Raw genomic sequence first — 17,454 nt, 5'->3', positions numbered from 1 at the left:
AAATTCATGCAAATTCTTCGCAATTATAAAGACTACTTATCCAAGTCGAGTTTCGTTATTAGGCAGTACTTATAAACTAGTCGAATTTCTATTAATTTCAATAAAAATTGACGCATAAGTTAGTAATATTACAAAAAGGTGGCGCGTACCTTAATGGGAAAATAATTAGCCGTTCGGCATTTCAAAAGGTATACTTTGTGCAATTATTTACCATAGTAGGGGGCATTGTGTCAGAAAGTAATATTAAGGACATGCAGCAAATTGTTAGTCTAGCTAAACGCCGTGGATTTATTTTCCAAAGTTCGGAAATTTATGGCGGTCTATCTTCTTGTTGGGATTACGGCCCATACGGAATTGAGTTAAAAAGAAACTTAAAGAATAAGTGGTGGAAGGCCATGACTTTACGTTCAGATATCGTTGGTGTTGATGCTTCGATCTTCATGCACCCACAAGTTTGGAAAGCTTCAGGTCACGTTGATGGCTTCAATGATCCTATGGTTGATTGTAAGCAATGTAAGTCACGTTTCCGCGAAGATAAAATTGATACATCAGCTCCATGTCAAAACTGTGGAGCAGTAGGTGAGTTCACTGAACCACGTGACTTTAACCTAATGTTTAATACGCAAATGGGTCCAGTAGAAGACTCATCAGCTAAAGTTTACCTAAGACCTGAAACAGCTCAGGGGATCTTCGTAAACTTCCTAAATGTACAATCAACAATGAGAAAGAAGCTACCATTTGGTATTGCTCAAATTGGTAAAGCGTTTAGAAATGAAATTACTCCAGGTAACTTTATTTTTAGAACTCGTGAATTTGAACAAATGGAAATGCAATATTTCATTAAGCCAGGTACTCAAATGGAGGCCATGGAGCAGTGGAAAGAGATTCGTTGGAATTGGCACTTATCAAATGGACTACGTCCTGAAAACTTAAGATGGCATCCACACTTAGGAGATGAGCTTGCTCACTACGCTGATGCTGCGGAAGATATTGAGTATAAATTTCCACATGGTTGGGATGAGATGGAAGGGATCCACTCAAGAACAGACTTCGATCTACGTCAACACGAAGAGTTCTCAGGGAAGAACTTAAAGTATACTGATCTACAGGATGGGAATAAAAAATTCCTTCCATACGTTCTAGAAACATCTGTTGGTTGTGATCGTTCACTTCTAGCAATTATGTGTGATGCTTTTAGAATTGAAAACGAAGGTGATAAAGAGAATGAAAGAGTGGTAATGAAGTTCCACCCATCTCTTGCTCCTGTTAAAGTTGCTGTTCTTCCATTAACAAAGAAGTTAAATGAGCCAGCAACAAAACTATTTAATGAACTTCAGCAAGAATTTGCTGCTGAATACGATGTAGCAGGATCAATTGGTAAGCGCTACCGTCGTCAAGATGAGATTGGAACTCCGTTCTGTATCACTTTTGACTTCGATTCATTAGATGATAACGCTGTTACAATTCGTGACAGAGATTCCATGAATCAAGAGCGTATCGCCCTCGATCAAGTTAAAAACTATTTAAGAGATAGAATCTACATTTAAAATATTTTTTTGAAAGGCCACAGATTCGTGGCCTTTTTTCTATACTAAGCAAGGAGCGCAGTTATGAGTAAATGGGTTTACTCGTTTTCAAAAGAAAAAACTGAAGGTAATAGAAGCATGAAAAATCTTCTAGGTGGTAAAGGTGCCAACCTAGCTGAAATGTCTGCTCTTGGATTACCAGTCCCTCCAGGTTTTACAGTAACAACTGAAGCCTGTATCGATTATCAAAAAGCAAACACTATAAATGAAGAAATTAAGTCACAAGTTGTTGAGGCCTTAAAACTAGTCGAGTCATCAACTGAGAAAACATTTGGTGGTGGAGAGAATCCACTTCTTTTCTCTGTTCGTTCTGGAGCAAGAGTCTCAATGCCTGGGATGATGGATACTGTTCTTAACTTAGGTTTAAATGATGAAACAGTAGAGGCCCTTGCAAAGAAATCTGATAATGAAAGATTTGCTTGGGATTCATATAGAAGATTCATTCAGATGTATGCCAATGTTGTTATGGGAATGAGCCACTCTCTTCTTGAGTCAACTCTAGAAGACTTAAAAGAAGCAAAGGGCGTTGATTCTGATACAAAATTAGATGCAAAAGACTTTAAAAACTTAGTTAAGGTTTATAAGCAAATTATTGCTCAAGAAACTGGAAAGCAATTTCCTACTGATCCAATGGAACAATTATGGCTAGCAATTGAGGCCGTCTTTGGTTCTTGGAATAACCCACGAGCAATTAAATATCGTCAGCTGAATAATATTCCTGGAGACTGGGGAACTGCAGTAAATGTACAGGCCATGGTTTTTGGTAATATGGGTGATGACTGTGCAACAGGTGTTTGTTTCACTCGTGATCCATCGACTGGAGATAAGAAATTCTTTGGTGAGTATCTTGTTAATGCTCAAGGTGAAGACGTTGTTGCAGGGATTAGAACACCGGCACCAATTAATGAATGTTCAAAGAATGATTCAAATAGAAATGAAAAAACTCTTGAAGAATATATGCCTAAGGCATTTGCTGAACTTACAGATCTTTATCAGCAACTAGAGAAACATTACAAAGATATGCAAGATATCGAGTTTACGATTGAAGCAGATAAGCTTTATCTACTACAAACTCGTAATGGAAAGAGAACAGCAGCTGCCGCTTTAAAGATTGCTGTTGATCTTGAGAAAGAAGGGATTGTGACGAAGGAAGAAGCAATTATGCAAATCGATCCTGAAGCACTAAATCAACTTCTTCACCCAAGACTTGATCCAGATGCAACGAAGAATATTATCGCTAAAGGTCTTCCAGCTTCTCCTGGTGCAGGTGCTGGGAAAATTGTTTTCCACTCAGACGATGCAACTAGTATGCATGAAAATGGGGTGAAAGTTATTCTTGTTCGCCAGGAAACTTCTCCTGAAGATATTGCGGGAATGGCAGCAGCTCAAGCGATTCTAACTGCACGTGGTGGGATGACCTCTCACGCGGCCGTTGTTGCTCGTGGAATGGGGAAACCATGTGTTGCAGGATGTTCTGAAATTTTAGTTGATAGTAAAAATCGTACAATGATTGTTGGCGATAAAAAATATGTTGAAGGTGACTTCATTACACTTGATGGTGGAACAGGTGAAGTTATTGAAGGTGAAGTACCAACTCTTGATGCTGAAATCAATGCTGACTTTGCTGAGTTCATGTCTTGGGCAGATGAGATTAGAACGCTAAAAGTTCGTACTAATGCTGATAACCCTGAAGATAGTGAAACGGCCGTAAAGTTTGGTGCAGAAGGTATTGGTCTTTGTCGTACAGAACATATGTTCTTTGAGCCAGAAAGAATCCTTGCTGTTCGTGAGATGATCTTTGCTGATTCAACGATTCAAAGAGAAAAGGCACTTGCAAAACTTCTTCCGTATCAGAAAGAAGACTTTAAGGGAATCTTTAAGGCCCTTGATGGTATGCCTGTTAATATCAGACTTCTTGATCCGCCTTTACACGAGTTCTTACCTCATTCTGATGAAGAGAAAAAAGAACTTGCTGAGTATATTGATGTAGAAGTAAAAACTATTGAAGATGGATGTGAAAGACTTCACGAGTTCAATCCAATGCTTGGTCACCGTGGTTGTCGTTTAGGTATCACTTATCCTGAGATCTATACAATGCAGGTTACTGCTATTACTCAAGCTGCTCTAGAATCTCTTGCCGAAGGCATTGATGTGAGACCTGAGATTATGGTTCCTCTTGTAGCAACAGCTAAAGAATTATCAATTCTTAGAGAAATCTTAGAGGCAACAATTGATAAGACAAAAGGTGATAAGGAATTTAAGTACAAGCTAGGAACAATGATTGAGCTTCCACGTGCAGCGATTACTGCTGCAGAGATTGCTGATCATGCAGACTTCTTCTCGTTTGGAACAAATGACTTAACTCAGACAACTTTTGGTCTTTCTCGTGATGATGCTGGACGTTTCTTAACTGAGTATATTTCAAAATCAGTTCTTCCAAATGATCCATTTGTTTCACTTGATCAAGAAGGTGTTGGTTATCTTGTTAAGTTTGCAACTGAGCAAGGACGAAGTGCTAACAAAGAAATTCACGTTGGAATTTGTGGTGAGCACGGAGGTGAGCCTCAGTCAATCGACTTCTGTCATCGAATTGGATTAGACTATGTATCTTGTTCGCCTTATCGAGTGCCTATCGCTCGTCTGGCAGCTGCTCAGGCCGTAATTCGTAACAAGTAATGTCGATAGAAGAATTAACAAAAAAAATAAAAGCAGAGTTTGGCAGTTATAATTTTAACTGCCTTGCTTTTGCCTATATTGATTTTAAAAATGAATCTTATGAATCATTTTCATTTTTTGAAAATCCTTTTTTAAAAGGTCAAAGAGTTTACTTTGATCTTGCTTCTCTGACAAAGCCGTTAACACTTGGTTTTGCCTATTTAAATAAACCTGAAATATTTTCTGAAGAGATGAAGCTTCTTTTAAATCATCGAGGTGGATTAAACTCTTGGGGAAGGCTTTCTTTCGATAATTGGCGAGAACAAATTCTTTCTTATCCAGTTAAAGAAAGTGAGACTCTTTATTCTGACTTCAGTGCTCTAAGGCTTCAGCTTGAAATTGAAAAGAAGCATGGGCTCTATGATCTTGTCTCACCAATGTGGGATGAAGAGATTAAGCACTGGCTAGATATTGAAGATGAGGTTTGTGTTCCTACTGGCCGTAGAAATAGAGAGATCATCGATGGAGAAGTGCACGATGATAACGCCTTTGTTATCGCTGAGAAAGTTTCTCATGCAGGACTTTTTGGAACAATTGATGGTGTTTGTAAAACACTCTTAAAAGCAAATGGTGAATACCAGTTAATTAGTAAAACGAAGCGTGAAAGCGATCAGCGATTTATTAATGGTTGGGATAGCGTGACAAACCCTGAAACTTCTCTTGCTGGTAAGTGTTCCAATAAAGATACTTTTGGTCATCTTGGTTTTACTGGGACATCAATTTGGATCGAGCCCCATTCACAAAAAGGTGTCGTGATTCTAGCAAATGAGGTCATTAAATATTGGTATGATCGAAAGAAATTGAGCGAAATACGAAAGGAAATTGCAAATACTTTCTTTTGTAAGTGATTGATTTTACTCTTTGTCTTACACCTTAAATTAAGAAATTGTTAATAATTGCCGATAAATATCAAGTATTTTATCGGAGATGAAAAATGGGACTCGTCCTTAAGCGATTTCAATTATTATTTTTAGTACTTTCGTTCTTACTGGTTTCTTGCCAGCAAACGAAAAGATCAATTTCTAGTATCGAAGACCAGGTTGATAATCAACCGGCGCTTTATTTGAATACGATTACAGAAGCACCTGATCTATTTGACCGAAATCTCGAAGAGTTAGTTGCACATTATAATGTTAATCTTCAAAAACGAGCTTATGACTCGAGTGAAACGAGGGCAGTTATGATCTCGCTAGAGTCAATGGAGCTTCCAGAGGGACAGGCTTTTGCAATTGATACAACAATTGAAGGTAATGGTGTTCATGTCTTAAAAGTTATTCGTTCGACAAATGATGAGGCCATGACTAAGTCATCTAAAAGTTTACTCTTCAACTTTCTTTCTGAAATTAATGAAAGGAAGAATATTGTAAATATCTATTCATTCTTTGAAATTGCTCACAATGCTAAAGCAGGTGATCTTCGTGCAAAGATTGCCTTAGAAAATTTAAAGATGAAGGCATTAGGTGATTCTGCAATTTATGATGAAGATCGCAAAATTATTGAAGAAGGTATCTCTGAACTAGAAAGCGATTTTAAGGTTGTAAAAAAAGAAATGAAGGCCAAAGAAACAGCTCGTAAGAGTGCAATGGCCACACTTGATAAAGCTGCTGAGAATCATCAGTTAAAGGTATTAATTCAAAATAATGATCGCAAAGGTGTTGCAGATCTTTTAGAGAAATATCTTCCTTGGGAACAGATGACTCCAATTGAAGATTCATATTGGAATCATATTCTTAAGCGCATGAGAAACCCAATTCCTGCAAAAGATAAGGTTCTGGTTTACCGTGGAACATACGGTGACCGCTTATTTCCTCAGATTGTTGATGGCCAAGAGCTTGAGTATGAAGATGCTGTAAAGAAAGCAAACCTTGGTTCGATGTCTACTATCTTAACTCGAAATCAAGGAACTTATAATCGTAGACTTCGCTCTCTTCAAACAATGTATGGAAAGAAAATTGCTTCTAATCCAAGTAATACAGATTCTAAATTTGTTGAAACTGCACGCCTAACAACAATGCTTAGGCAACACTCTATTGAAGCGCAGGGAAGTCCATTCCTTTCGTTCACTTCAAACTTTGATACAGGTTATACCTTTGGATTTTCAATAGCGGATGACAAAACAGTTGCCGACGCTAAAGGGGCCATGGGGGCATTCTTAATTGATCCAGAACTTCTGATGTTTAATCAAATGTCTGGGTTTAAATCTGAGATGGAATACTTAGCACCATTAATTACGTTTCCTGATGAAATGGTCGGCTTCTATGATGAAGACTATATGGAAAAGGTTAATCGTTCAGCAATCAAAGATGCACTTCATGATGGCCTTAAGAAAGAAATGGTTAGGATTTATGGAGATGCACAAGGTCCGGGAATCGCTGATGAAATCCTTTCTCGTTCAAGTGAATTTAATGATTATGAAAAGGCATATCTTGTTCCAAAATTAAAAACAAACTTAACTGGGGCAACTAATGAGAATGTCGGAATTGCAAAGAAGATTAGTAACTTCTTTAGTAATTTAAAGAATAAGTTTTCTTCTTCTAGTAAGGGGAAAGTTAAAGTGATCGATGAAATGCCTAAAATTAATAATTGTTTATACGCTATTAAGAGCTTCTTACAGTAAAAGAGGCAATAAAAGAGGAATTCATGCATAAGAAAGCATTTGGTTTACTTTCCGTCTTACTTCTAACACTTACTGTTCTTACACAGTATTCGCAAGTAGATCGTTCTGAGTATTCATACTTCAGCACTCGAGCACCTGCTTCCGTTGCTGATATGGAACGTTTAGAGACGTTACTAGCTGTTGATAAACTCGATTACTATATCGGTGAATATATCAATAATTTTGGTAAGAAGATTGATGATGAAGCACTAGGAGAACTTAAGAAAGTTGAGCTTGATTATATTATTGATAAGTACTCAACTGACTCTCGAATTTTTGATGCAAAGAAATACGATGCAATTATTTATGATATCTTAAAAGATCGTCTAGGTAAGAAGCCTTCTGGGACAAAGGCTAGTTATGAGTGGGGTTATAACTTCTTTAAAAATAAATTAAATGAAGGTTTTACTCTTCTTGATTCTAAAATAAAACCAAAAGATGACTCTGCTATTACTAAAGTAGAACCAAGGTCTGAGTTTACTCTTCCTGATCAAGGAATTAAAAATGGTGAGCTGACATTAGATGCTGATCACTATATTTCAAATCGTACGACACGTGCTGTTTTCTGGGAAGCAGTTGAAAGTAATCGTGATGTTGAATTTCACCTTGAAAACTCTAGAGAGTTCTTAAAGAATCTACAGGCCAATGGTGGTCAGATACTTAAAGAAATTCGTCCATTTGCAAATAATTACAATAAAATCTATGCCGTTCAATACCCTGGTGAGTCTACTTATCGTTATGCGATTACAGCAATCGGTGGAAAAGATCGACTAAATCACCTAATGCTACAATTTGGTCTATCTAAGAGAGGACATACAGTAACAAATAAGGTTCGTATCTTTGGTGATCTTGATGACACTCATAAGATGATGGAAGATGAGCTCTCTGGAATTTTTAGACACCTACCAAAGTCTGAAAGAGTCATTATCGGACAGAAAGGTGCTATTGAGAGAACTTTTGAAACGCTGTGGAAAGTTCGTGCTCTTAAAAACCTATACGATGACGAGCCAGACTTGGTTCTATCTCACATCTCAGATAAGTTAAAAGATTCTTTTAAAGATCTCATGGCCGATGGAGATATCAAGAAATACGATATTTTCAAAAATAAAAAAGATATTGAAACGGCCTTTACGAAGCTAGAAAAGACAATCAAGGGCAAAGGAATTGAGCCCTTTGAGTTTAAGAAATATGACTATGATAATTATGTTATTTCGATGTCAGACATTGTCTTTAAAAACTCTGAAGGAGAAGACGTTGTATGGCGTGTTGTTGCAAATAGTTGGGGAGATGAAATTTCGCCACTTGCAAAGGCACTGAAAAATACAGGTCATAAGAATATTACATATATTGGAACAGCTGGAGCATTCCCAGAGAAAGGGTATAGTGTAGGTGATCTTGTTATCCCTTCACATACGCGTTTAGATGGTGAGAGTAAGAAGCTTCGTGGAACAATTATGGATATTGATGGTGCCAAAGTTGGTGGTACTGTTGATCATGTATATTCTCCATTTATTGAAACAAATGAGTGGTTAGAAGAAAGTTCAAGTCATTCTGATTTTGTCGAAGTTGAAGTAAGTCACTTAAGAAAAATATTAAATGGCCAAGATGACGATCTTCAAGCCTATCTACTAATATCAGATGTTCTTAAGTCTGAAGGTGAGACTCTTGCTTCTGCAACTGGAGCTAAAAGAAGAAACTCTCTTAATAAACTTCTCTATGCAATGCTTGATAGAGATAAGGTTGGGATTCCACAAGGTGTAAATACTGCTGATAACCATATTGGAATTCTAAGAAGTACAATCGATAAAGTACTTGGAAATAAGGCCAACACTCTAAAATACTATATTTTCTCTATGCTAAAGGATAGTAAGAATGTCTCTGAGGCGGAGATTCAAGCGGCAGTAGATTCTGTTGATAATTTTAGCGACAACTATTTTACAAAGAGAATTACAGAGTCTTCTGAGGTCTCGAGTTATGTTCTAAGGAAATTAGAAGAATTTGGGCATATGCCTAAGATTTCTGTTGATAAAGAATTTGTCGACGGAAAGTGGCACCCAAAAACTGATAAGATTATTATTAATATTCATGCTGACACACAAGAATTAGTGGATCAGTATAAAGAAGCTGCTAAAGATTTTGAAAATGAAATTGCAAAGGTTTCTAAATTTTGTGAAATCAATTTCATAAGAGGACCTCCTTCTGAGGAATATGTTACAATTCCAAAATACGTAGGTCTTGATAGTGACTTCCTTGTAAATCTTTATTCACAATCAGCATTTAAACAAGCTGGTCTTGATGCCCAAGTTACTTATAACGGTAATTTAAAATTTAATTTCTTACCAACTGTTAATAACTCAGATGTTTGTGTTGATGAAAAATTCTGCCATCTTTCATTCTTTAAACCGGATCAGGCGACAAAAGACTTATTAGTTGATTTTGACTCACACACAAAATTCAAAGCACAATTTAATAAAGATCCAGTTGAGATGTTCAATGAAATGATTAAAAGGGCAAATCAAATTACACAAACAAATTATAGCTTTGAAGTTGTTGTTGAAAAGAATGCGACTCTTGAAGATGGAAAGCTTGCTGAAATTGTTCCAGATATTGATCCTGAGAAGGGACTTCTTGTAAAGGTGCGCCTTACGGAAGAAGGGTATAATAATCCACTTGTCCTCTTAGAAGAGGCCATTCACGTGAATCAAATTACACGTGGAGATGACTTTTTAAAGCATCCCGTTTTTTGGGCCGAAGCCGCTTTAAATGCAAAACATGGATCAATGCGTTCTCGTGAGTTCTTAGCACGAGCAGAAGTGGATGCAATGGATAAATTATCTAATCTAATGAGAAGTAAATTTGCCGGAAATGCAGATGCAGCACTTAGTAAAATTGAACAATATGCAGAAATTAGAAAGGCACATGCAGCAAAGATTGCAAATAATCTTAAGAAGAAGGTACGTGCTGAAAAAACGATTCGTAATGGTTTAGCTAAACAATGGAAAGCTCTTCATAAGGCGCTTGAGGCGCAAGATCTCAAACTAGATGATTATATTGCTTCTAATAATCGCAAAAAAGTGGCCGAGTTAATTGAAGCGTATATGCCATGGGAACAAATGGAGCCAACTGAGATTGCAGCATGGCAAAGATGGGTAAAGGAAATTGAAAATCCTAGTGATGACTTCTTTGTGAGCTTTAGAGGCTTAGGAGATGACCTTGTTCGTGAGTCCAATGATGGTGGCCACTTCTTAATGGCCAAGCTTCTAACAAAGAACCAGGGGAGTTACACGAGAAGACTGCGTTCGTTAAAAACCTACTTTGATAAGAAAATTAGCAAGAAAGCAGGTGTACATATGCCAGTTGAGTTTCAGTCTCTTGCTGGTGTTTTCAAAGGGCATAGTGTTGAGCCATTAGGTTCTCCTTATTTATCGGGATCAGTTCTTTCTGTTGCGGATAATTTTGCTAGTGAATACCACGGCCAAAAAATAGCGGCATTAAAGATGTCTCAAAATAGAAGCTTATTAAATCTTGTTTCAAATTATAATGAACTAGAAGAAATGATCCCACTGATCGTCTTCCCTGATGAGATTATTTCAATTGAACCAGCAGGAGATATTGAAGCAATTCAGGATTCAGTAGAAGAAAAAATAGGACGTCTTCTTAAAGAAACAGAGCTTGAAAGATCAGCGGTGCAGGCCGATAGTGATTACAAAGTTAGAGCAACGCTTGAGTGGTGGAAACAAATTGATCCAACCGGTATCACGCCAACAAATTCTACCAAGACTTGTAAGGATGTAATTAAGATGTTCTTATCTCAACAGTAATTAGTTGATCATAATATTTACCCTTACCCTTTGTCCGAAAAACGGTTAAAATTGACGGATAAAGGGTAAGTTATGAATTTAGAAAATTACAAAGATATAAATGCACTATCTGCATTGAAAGAATCAAATAAATTTAAAAAGGTGTTCTTTTACCGTATTTGCGGGACGGGAATGGGAGCGGCTGCATGCCTTCTTAAGGAAGCTGGGTTTGAGGTCGCTGGTGCGGATCGCATGTTCTATCCACCAATGAGTACCTATCTAGATAACTCGGGTATTGATGTTTATAAATTTGAAGAACACAATATTGAAGAGATTATTAAAGACTACGATTTAATCGTTGTAGGAAATGTCGTCGCAAGAAATTCTGATGATGCAAAATTTATTGAAGAAAGTGGCCTTCCATTTTGTTCATTTCCGGCGGCAATAGGAGCCTTAGTTTTAAAAGATAAAACCGTTGTTGGTATTTCTGGAACTCATGGAAAGACAACAACAACATACTTTGGTGTTCAACTTTTTGAAAAACTAGGAATGGAACCTGGTTATCTAATTGGTGGGGTAATGGATGAGCGTCCACCTGCTAGAGTGGGAAAAGGTGATTACTTCTTTATTGAATCTGACGAATACGATTCTGCATACTTTGAAAAATTCTCAAAGTTTCGCTCTTACTATATCAATAAATTAATTATCACATCACTTGAGTTTGACCATGCTGATATTTTTGAGTCAATTGAAGATATTAAAAATGAGTTTAAAGCAATTCTTCCAAGTGTCGACGAAGTGATAGCTTGCTCAGAGTGGCAAAGTATCAATGATCTAAAGGTCACGGATAAGTCTTGGTCAGAGTATGATCGTGAAAATGTAAAAATCATTAATGTCGATAATGGCCTGACTTCGTTTTCAATGAAATGTTCAGTTGGTGAGCATGAGTTTAAAACAAACCTAATGGGCCATCATAATATTCTTAATTTAGCGTCAGTTATTATTGTCGCTTTAAAAGCTGGAAAGACTCCAGAAGAAATTCAGGCCGGCATCTTAGATCTTAGAATGGTGCAAAGAAGGCAGGAAGTAAAAGGTGAGTTCAATTCTTCGCCTATTATTGATGACTTTGCTCACCATCCAACTGCCGTCCAAGAAACTTTGCATGCAATTTCTTTGAAATATCCAGGAAAGAAAATACATGCTTATCTTGAACCAGGCTCAGCAACTGCACGAAGTGATCTTTTCCAAGAAAGATTTGCGGACTCTTTAAAAGGCGCGGCCAGTGCAACAATTATCAAACCATCACGTCCTACAACGGCAAAGGGCCAAGGTGATCTTGATGTTGATAAACTAAAGTCTGACTTAGAAAAAAGTGGAATAAGAACTAATATTGTAACAGAGTTAGAACCTTTGATTACGTTAATAAAAGAAAATAGCAGTGAGCAGAGTGTTCAGCTTGTTATGAGTAATAGTTCTTGTCTAGGTTTATGGAGTAGCGAGTTTGTTAAAACACTTTAAGACAACTCTTCCATTCTTCATCGCTTTTACAAGTTTCTCTGGGCAGTTTGCTCACGCAAAGAACTTATCAGATGCACAAGTGATCAATGAGTATATGAAGCTTCATCGCAAGCAGTATAAAACGACGTGCTCGATGAAAATTTATAACGAGTCTCAAAAGCTTTATAAGAATTTCTTAGGGAATGGAATCTTTATTCCTTTTCAATTAAGTGGAGATCTCGATGAAGGAACAATCAAAGAATACGTTCCTTTAATGAAAAAGAAGAGAGAGTGGATTAAAGGTGTTAATGAACGCCTTTCTAAAATGCGCTCTTTTAGAAATGTCCTGGCCCGCAATCGTCAGATCCAAAGTCAATTTGAAAAGGCCATGCGTCACAATTATAAGTATCGCTATATCAAGGATCTAAAGGCTAAGTCTCACGTGGCCCTTGAATCAAAAAAAGAGATCAAACAATTTCTCAAAGATCTTGAAAGATATCTAAATAGCCTTTTTTTCTTACAGTCTTTTAACTTCCCTGTTGATCACCTACATTTAAGAAGTGAGTACGACAAGGTTAAGGACCTAGAAACAGCAGAAGGAAAACAGAAGTCAAACTCTGCATACTTACTGAGAAAAATTGTTGAAGACGGAAGTGTTGATCCAAAAAAAGGCCGCTCTGATTTAAGTCTTCGCTCTCTGATTGACTCTGTCTACTTACGTATTGTTGGCTTTGACCAACCATTCTTAACTGAAGATCTTCGTTATGATATTTCTGATTTAATTTCTCGTCTTGATGGGGTCTTAAGGAAAGGTCATAAGAAGACTTATGCAAGAACAAAGTACTGGCAAAAAAAGATCATTGAACGTGAAGACTATTACGTTGACCTACTTAATAAGAGTAAAACAAAAGATGATATCTTAAAGAAAATCTTCGAAGATAAGAATCAGGCCCGCTACGCCTTAAGCCAGTATATCTATGACAAAGAGGCCTTGGTTTATAAATTTTGGAAAAGACAAAAAGAGATTTATCGCAAGCTATATGCACTTGAAACGATTTTGATTCATGAAGTTGGACGCCTCGATGATAACTATGGAAGTGAAAGAAGAGATGTGGCCAAGGTTGTAATTAATCGAGTGACAAATCCTGGCTATAATACGATTGAAAGTGATGAACCATTCTATCAATCTCTTGTTAAAGCAGGTGTAAAGAATACTGAAAAGTATCCGTGGCTTAATGTACTCTTTAAAAGAGGCCAGTTTTCATTTACATACTTTTTTATTCCTGCTTCGAAGGGAATCTTTTGTCCTGACCAATCAAAGTCTGCACGAAAGTTAATGCGTAAGAACTTAAAAATGATTTTGGATGAATTACATAATCCAGATAAAGACTTCAAGGCAACACGTTACTTCTCAAGAGCTTCAATGCTTGGAAGAATGGATATGTCTTCTTTGTGGGATGAGTACTCTAGTATGGAAGAGCGTCCGGGGCCTTTGATTCACAATACGAAGCGATTAAAAACATTGCTTACTCGAAAGAACTTGAACTACTTATATTCTTTTAAAGATAGTGGTGAACATAATTACGATGTATATCGCTATAAAAATAAAGTTTATGTACATTCGGCCAAAAGCGGTAAGTTCTATCAATACCGTAATCCTCATTATTTCAAATACTTCGTAAAGAACGATGATTACTAATTTTTATTGAGTATAAGCTATTGAAAATAGTAGTTGAAACTAGTTGTTAAAACGCGCTAATAGCAGTATATTCATACAATTATTAGTGTATTAATTATTTATAGCTAGGAGATGAGGCAGTGCTAAAAGATTTTACATTCACTTCTGAATCAGTAACAGAAGGGCACCCTGATAAAATTGCGGATCAAATCAGTGATGCGGTACTTGATGCGATGTTAGAACAAGATCCAAAATCTCGTGTTGCTTGTGAAACTATGATCACAACAGGTCTAGTTGTTCTTGCAGGTGAGATTACTTCTACAGCTAATATCGATTTCCAAGAAACAGTAAGAAATAAAATTAGAGAGATTGGATACGATCACTCTGATAAAGGTTTTGATGCTAATACTTGTGGTGTGATGGTTGCTCTTGATAAGCAATCACCAGATATTGCTCAAGGTGTAAACGTTGGTGAAGGTACATATACAGAATTAGGTGCTGGTGACCAGGGTCTAATGTTTGGTTACGCTTGTAACGAAACTGATAACTACATGCCAATGACAATTGATCTTTCACACAGACTTGCTGAAAGACTTTCAGAAGTTAGAAAGAATGGAACTCTAGGTGAGCTTAGAGCTGACGGTAAAACACAAGTTTCTGCACAGTACGAAGATGGTAAGCTATCTCGTATCGATGCAATTGTTGTTTCTACTCAACACTCTGACAATATGACTCTTTCACAAGTTCAAGAAGCAGTGAGAGAAGAAGTTGTTAATAAAGTTGTTCCAGCATCACTTGTTGATAACAACACGAAATACTTCATTAACCCAACTGGTAAATTTGTTATCGGTGGACCAATGGGGGACTGTGGTCTAACTGGTAGAAAGATTATCGTTGATACTTACGGTGGTCACGGTGCTCACGGTGGTGGAGCATTCTCTGGTAAAGATCCAACTAAGGTAGACCGTTCAGCAGCTTATGCAACAAGACAAATTGCTAAGCACATCGTTGCTGCAGGTCTTGCTGATAAAGCTCTAGTACAAGTTGCATATGCAATTGGTGTTGCTGAGCCAATGTCACTTCTTGTTGATACTTTTGGTACAGAGAAAGTAGACGTTGCTAAGATTAACAATGCTGTTAACCAAATCTTTGATATGAAGCCAGCGGCTATCATCGAAAGACTTGATCTACTTAGACCAATCTATTCTCCAACTGCTGCTTACGGGCACTTTGGTAGAACTAAAGATGGTTTCTTCCCTTGGGAAGAGCTTTCTTACGTAGAGAAGTTAAAAGCTCTTTGCTTATAAGCATCCGCGAAATTGGCCGCCCTAAGGCGGGCTATTGTTTGCGGTGCTAGGCCACTTCGCAATGAAATTAAAGAATATATTCAACAAGCCGGGTTCAAGCCCGGCTTTGTTGTTTCAAGGCCAATGGGAAAGTCATTGAAAGTAATAGGAGCCTTTCTTTTTTTTCAAATGCGACTATACTTATCCTATGAATGAATTCCTCATGTTCACATTACGCTACACACCATTCTGGTCAATTCCAATTATGATCATTGGTGGCCGCTTTGCGTACTACTATTGGTTAAGAGGCTACACTCTTCCTCCAATCTTCTTTGCTCTTTGCTCAGCTATCTCAAGCTTCTTCCTCTTTATTTGGATAATGGCCGGTGGGCCAGACAAAGTTGTTCATTATTTCTTAGATATTGTAAGAAACTTTTAGACACTAATATTTATATATAAACCTGTGATATTAGCTATTTATGCTAGTTTCGGAAGTTTTATCATGGTGTTAAAAAATTGACACGTCCACGATTTATTCGATACCATTTTAGTGGGACAATTTTTAACCTCACACGATGAGAGGCAACAACACATGAAGAATGATTTTAATTTTCTAACTGATACATTCTCAAATGATGAATCAGAAAATGAAGTAAAAATCGATCAAGGAAGAAAACCAGTGATTATTGTCGTGGAAGATGATCAAACTCTTTCCGCAATGATAACGAAGTATCTAAGTAAGAAGATAAATCTAGAAGTTATTAGTTTCTCTTCTCCAACACCTGCAATCGAGCATATTACTAAGAATCAAGTTGATCGCTTTTGTTTAATTACAGACATTAGCTTTGAAGATAACTCGTCTGATGGACTCTATCTAATCGACTTATTAAAAGAGCGTGGCCTAACTTTTAGCTCTATTGCTATGACAGGCTTTGCCTCTATTGAAACAGCAATTGCGGCAACTAAGAAAGGTGTTTTTCACTATCTAACTAAGCCTTTCGAACTTGAAGCTCTTAAAGACCTTGTGGTTAGGGCCCTTGTTCATAAGCTTGAATATCGAGAAAGCCTTGAGATTAATGCTGGAACAAGTTCTGCCAGTGATAAGCGCTCGTTTGGAACTAAGTATAAGCTAGAGATGCCTACTGAAGATGATATGTTTTGTGGGATGATCGGCCGCTCTAAGCCAATGAGAAAAATCTTTGAGCGCATAAAGAAAGTTGCAGCTTCGAGTTCAACGATCTTAATTGGAGGCCCTTCTGGAACGGGGAAGGAGCTTGTAGCAAAGGCAATTCACTTATCTTCAAATCGTAATCATAATAAAATTGTTAATGTAAATTGTGGTGCCATCCCTGGTGAGCTTCTAGAAAGTGAACTCTTTGGACATGAGAAGGGAGCCTTTACTGGCGCTGTATCAAGTCGAATGGGACGTTTTGAAGCTGCTGATGGTGGATCAATCTTCTTAGATGAAATTGGTGATATGCCACTACTTTTACAAGTTAAACTTCTTAGAGTTCTCCAACAAAGAGAAATTGAGCGCGTTGGTTCTTCAACAACAACTCCAGTTGATGTACGTATCATTACAGCAACACACAGAAATCTTGAAGACTCTGTTCAGCAAGGTAACTTCAGAGAAGACCTTTACTATAGACTTAATGTTATTCCGATAAAGATTCCTGCATTAAAAGATCGCAGAGAGGATATACCACTTTTAATTTCATACTTCCTATCGCGCTTTGTAAGTGCCGATGGAAGAAATGATATTGAATTAGATGATGAGACTTTTGAAATTCTTATGTCTTATGAATGGCCTGGTAACGTTCGTGAACTAGAAAATTTAATTGAAAGACTTGTTATCTTAAGAGGTGGAAATAAAATTAGACCTCAGGATCTGCCACCAAAGATTTTAGCTCTTACTAATCGCTCGACAATTGATACTGATGATCTTGTCAGTCTTCCAGATAATGGTATCAATTTAAAAGATTTTATGAATGAAGTAGAAGAGTCTTTAATTAAGCAGGCCCTTATTAAAACGAATGGTAATAAGAACCAAGCTTCAAAGCTGCTACAGATGAATCGTACAACGCTTATTGAAAAAATGAAGAAGAGAAATTTAGACGTTAATATTCAACAATAAATTTCTTCTTAACATAGCCAATATGACACCAATACTTAAGCCGACTTTCACAGTCGGCTTTTTAAATGCCTAATATCCTGTTGTGTAAAAACTTTGACATGG

Annotated in this window: 10 protein-coding genes; all 10 read left to right on the top strand. The window is 37.1% G+C overall.

Annotated features, from left to right (window positions below; translation table 11 throughout):
• Positions 1-227: 227 nt before the first annotated feature.
• Positions 228-1,547 (top strand): glycine--tRNA ligase, encoded by a 1,320-nt coding sequence (locus ABMA72_RS07110; RefSeq protein ID WP_392857442.1) that lies wholly within the window; start codon positions 228-230, stop codon positions 1,545-1,547.
• A gap of 63 nt (positions 1,548-1,610) precedes the next feature.
• Positions 1,611-4,262, top strand: a complete 2,652-nt coding sequence (gene ppdK, locus ABMA72_RS07105) for a pyruvate, phosphate dikinase (protein WP_392857440.1) — start codon at positions 1,611-1,613, stop codon at positions 4,260-4,262.
• On the top strand, positions 4,262-5,149 hold the full coding sequence (locus ABMA72_RS07100; protein ID WP_392857437.1) for a hypothetical protein: 888 nt from the start codon (positions 4,262-4,264) through the stop codon (positions 5,147-5,149). The genes ppdK and ABMA72_RS07100 overlap by 1 nt, the downstream gene beginning before the upstream one ends.
• A gap of 86 nt (positions 5,150-5,235) precedes the next feature.
• On the top strand, positions 5,236-6,918 hold the full coding sequence (locus ABMA72_RS07095) for a hypothetical protein (protein ID WP_392857436.1): 1,683 nt from the start codon (positions 5,236-5,238) through the stop codon (positions 6,916-6,918).
• 23 nt (positions 6,919-6,941) lie between these two features.
• On the top strand, positions 6,942-10,778 hold the full coding sequence (locus ABMA72_RS07090; protein ID WP_392857435.1) for a hypothetical protein: 3,837 nt from the start codon (positions 6,942-6,944) through the stop codon (positions 10,776-10,778).
• A gap of 72 nt (positions 10,779-10,850) precedes the next feature.
• Positions 10,851-12,275 (top strand): UDP-N-acetylmuramate--L-alanine ligase, encoded by a 1,425-nt coding sequence (gene murC, locus ABMA72_RS07085; RefSeq protein WP_392857434.1) that lies wholly within the window; start codon positions 10,851-10,853, stop codon positions 12,273-12,275.
• Positions 12,259-13,953: a hypothetical protein gene (locus ABMA72_RS07080; RefSeq protein WP_393056631.1), complete on the top strand. Its 1,695-nt coding sequence runs from the start codon at positions 12,259-12,261 to the stop codon at positions 13,951-13,953. The genes murC and ABMA72_RS07080 overlap by 17 nt, the downstream gene beginning before the upstream one ends.
• Before the next feature lie 119 nt (positions 13,954-14,072).
• The gene (gene metK / locus ABMA72_RS07075) at positions 14,073-15,239 is read left to right on the top strand and encodes a methionine adenosyltransferase (protein ID WP_392857430.1); all 1,167 of its coding nucleotides are present in this window, start codon (positions 14,073-14,075) and stop codon (positions 15,237-15,239) included.
• Positions 15,240-15,426: 187 nt separating this feature from the next.
• Entirely contained in the window at positions 15,427-15,657 is a 231-nt protein-coding gene (locus ABMA72_RS07070) for a hypothetical protein (protein ID WP_392857429.1), read from the top strand.
• Positions 15,658-15,810: 153 nt separating this feature from the next.
• Positions 15,811-17,352 (top strand): sigma-54-dependent transcriptional regulator, encoded by a 1,542-nt coding sequence (locus ABMA72_RS07065; RefSeq protein WP_392857426.1) that lies wholly within the window; start codon positions 15,811-15,813, stop codon positions 17,350-17,352.
• Positions 17,353-17,454: the final 102 nt, after the last annotated feature.

The organism is Halobacteriovorax sp. CON-3 (assembly GCF_043196995.1).
GTDB lineage: Bacteria > Bdellovibrionota > Bacteriovoracia > Bacteriovoracales > Bacteriovoracaceae > Halobacteriovorax_A.
This window is presented reverse-complemented; position numbering and strand designations above follow the sequence as displayed.